Source organism: Pseudanabaena sp. 'Roaring Creek', assembly GCF_001402795.1.
Classification (GTDB): domain Bacteria; phylum Cyanobacteriota; class Cyanobacteriia; order Pseudanabaenales; family Pseudanabaenaceae; genus Pseudanabaena.
In genome coordinates, this window is sequence record NZ_LIRE01000176.1 from 1 (window position 1) to 2,870 (window position 2,870).

At 45.7% G+C, this 2,870-nt stretch carries 3 protein-coding genes; all 3 read right to left on the reverse strand.

The genetic code is table 11. The features are described 5' to 3' along the window. Positions 1 to 190: 190 nt before the first annotated feature. Positions 191 to 1,294 (reverse strand): alanine dehydrogenase, encoded by a 1,104-nt coding sequence (ald, locus tag AC805_RS05565; protein WP_055074497.1) that lies wholly within the window; start codon positions 1,292 to 1,294, stop codon positions 191 to 193. 35 nt (positions 1,295 to 1,329) lie between these two features. Continuing rightward, positions 1,330 to 1,971 carry an LON peptidase substrate-binding domain-containing protein gene (locus AC805_RS05570; RefSeq protein WP_009628782.1) on the reverse strand — a complete coding sequence of 214 codons (642 nt, stop codon included), beginning with the start codon at positions 1,969 to 1,971 and terminating at the stop codon, positions 1,330 to 1,332. Positions 1,972 to 2,244: 273 nt separating this feature from the next. Further along, positions 2,245 to 2,682, reverse strand: a complete 438-nt coding sequence (locus AC805_RS05575; protein WP_055074496.1) for a PH domain-containing protein — start codon at positions 2,680 to 2,682, stop codon at positions 2,245 to 2,247. Positions 2,683 to 2,870 lie beyond the last annotated feature (188 nt).

Consider the following 2,870-nt stretch of genomic DNA (forward strand, 5'->3'; position numbering starts at 1 on the left):
TAAGTAGCTAGGCATAAGTAAACTTAAAACCTAGAAGAGCGTACCGCCCGCGTAGTGGGCGGTACGCTCTCTGGTTTTGGTTTTTAATTATGCCTAGCTACTTATAGCTACAGTCACTTGACTTAGGACATAAACCCCAAGAATTGATTGGCGGCGCTTCGCGCCGCCAATCAATTCTTGGGGTTTATCGCTAAAAGCTCCTCATGCTTGTGGGTAAATCAGGGAATGCTTCGGCTACAGCCTGATAAACAATACGACCATTCTGGATATTCAGCCCTTTGGCTAGAATGCGATCGCGTCCAAGGGCTTCCAATCCAAAATCAGCTAAAGCGCAAGTGTAAGGAAGCGTCGCATTAACTAAAGCCTGCGTTGCTGTCCAAGGTACCGCCCCTGGCATATTTGGTACGCCATAATGTAATATCCCTGCTTCTTCATACACTGGAGCTGTATGGGAAGTGGGATGTACAGTCTCAATACATCCGCCTTGATCGACCGCCACATCAACAATGACCGAATGCGATCGCATTCTTTGGACAAGTTCTCTTTTGACCAATGTAGGAGCGCGTTTACCCGCAACTAATACTGCGCCAATAACGAGATCTGCCGATGTAACCGCTTCAGCAATATTACTCGCCGTACTGTATAACAACTGTACCCGCGAGCCAAAGAGAGCTTCCAATTCTCCGAGGCGTTGAAGATTGACATCTAAAATCGTTACCCTTGCTCCCAGACCGATCGCCATTCTGGCGGCTTCAGTGCCAACTACGCCACCACCAAGAACGACCACATGACCCGATCTCACTCCAGGAATACCACCCAGTAAAACCCCGCTCCCTCCCTGTTGCTTGGTGAGGTAATGGGCTCCAAACTGCACCGATAATCGTCCTGCAATGATACTCATCGGTACTAATAAAGGCAACTGTCCGTTATCTAGCTGTACGGTTTCATAGGCGATACAGGTAGAACCAGACTGGATTAATGCTTCGGTTAATTGGCGATCGGCGGCGAGATGGAGATAAGTAAAAAGAATTAACTGGGAATGAAGTAGGGCATATTCGCTGGGCAAAGGCTCCTTCACCTTGATCACCATTTCTTGGGAGTACACATCCTCTGGTGCGTTAACAATTTTTCCCCCTGCTTGGATATATTCATCATCGCTAAATCCCGAACCAACGCCTGCGTTAGTCTCGATCGCCACTTGATGCGATCGCGCGGTTAATGCTGCAACTCCCGCAGGGGTCATGCCTACCCGAAATTCCCGATCCTTGATTTCTTTCGGTATGCCGATCTTCACGGTTGATTCTCCTAAAAATACCTGCAAATAATAGCTTAAGTTTCCTTAAAGGTATCCTTTAAAACAGTACGAGCGGCTAACTGACTTCTGGTAGAAGATAAAATCTCCGCCTCCCGTCTTAGCCTTGCGGCTGTGTCACAGGTTTCTAACAAGGACTGCTGTTCGAGGCTAGCCCCTTGAAAGTTACTGGCTACCCAATAGGACAATTCGATCGGACCACGGGGAATCTTGGGTAACTCGATTTCTTGATCGGTGAGTTTCTGGGATAGACGAATAACGTCATTGAGCAGTTCACGGACTTCCGTTGCTAACAGAAATGGGGCATCGTTGCTAGGCTCGTCTTCAATCCATTCAACTAAGCCCACTCGATAGGGAGTTTCGCGCACGTATTCCAGCACGCGAAATCGTTGTTGACCCATGGTTAAAATCTTAAATCGATCATCGGGAAGGCGATGGTACTGTACGATTTGAGCGACACAGCCGATATTGGCAGGCTTACCCGTCTCCGAGTCCCACATTAGTACCCCAAACATGCGATCGCTCTCCAGTACCGTATTGATCATCATGCGATAGCGATACTCAAAAATGTGAAGTGGCAGCGACTGTCCCGGAAATAGTACCAACTCAGGTAAGGGGAACAGAGGTAATTCGCGAACTGAAATCGATGATGAAGTCATTGTTGCTAAACTTGGCACTAGTTAAGACGCTCTCACTAGTTTAGCTTGAGTTTTATAGCGATCGTTAAGTAAATTCAAAGCTCAAGATGGCAAACCCAAGCAGAGAAGGTTGGCGCTTTGCGCCAACCTTCTCTGCTTGGGTTTGGATTTTGTCCCCACAAGAGAGGTACAAACCAAAGCCCGTAAAGTTTCGTCCCGTTGGGACGCAACTTTACGGGCTTTGCACTTATCAATAGCTTTGATTTTGGAGATAAGCCGAGAAAAATCAAAATTTCAAAGCAATTCCCTTGGATTTTCTTCATCGCGGACACGATAGCGAAACCTCGCCTGCTGAATGCAAGGACGCATCTGCTCGTATAGTTCTCTGACATCAATTGGTAAGCGATCCAATAGAACCTTTGGCGCAGATAGATCGCGAGTCACTAAAAGTATGTTGCCCGTACCCATAATGCGCTGATTTAAGGGCTTTTCCAAATGAATATCGTCGATCTGATAGATTTCTATGGTTTCAATTTCCTTAGAGAAAATTCCAACTTCGATGACAATGCGCTGTGAAGTAATCAGATATTGTGTATTAATCGATCTCAACCAATACCAAATCGCTGCAAAACCTAGGGTAAAAATGGCAACAAGTAACCTCGTCACACTACCGATAACCGCAGGATGACCTTTAAAGAGAATACGCTCATCGGGTAAAGGTACTTTTGACATAGAAAAATTGCCAGTTAAGTGCTTATCGAGTTATAGCTGTAATAGATCTTACCGTGACTTGAGTCTCGTCCCAATCAAAAATTATACCAAATTACAAAATGGCTACGCCATTTTGTAATTTTAAAACCCTTACTGGGTTTGGTTTTCAATTCCCAAAAGTGTAGCTACACTTTTGGGAATTGGTATTA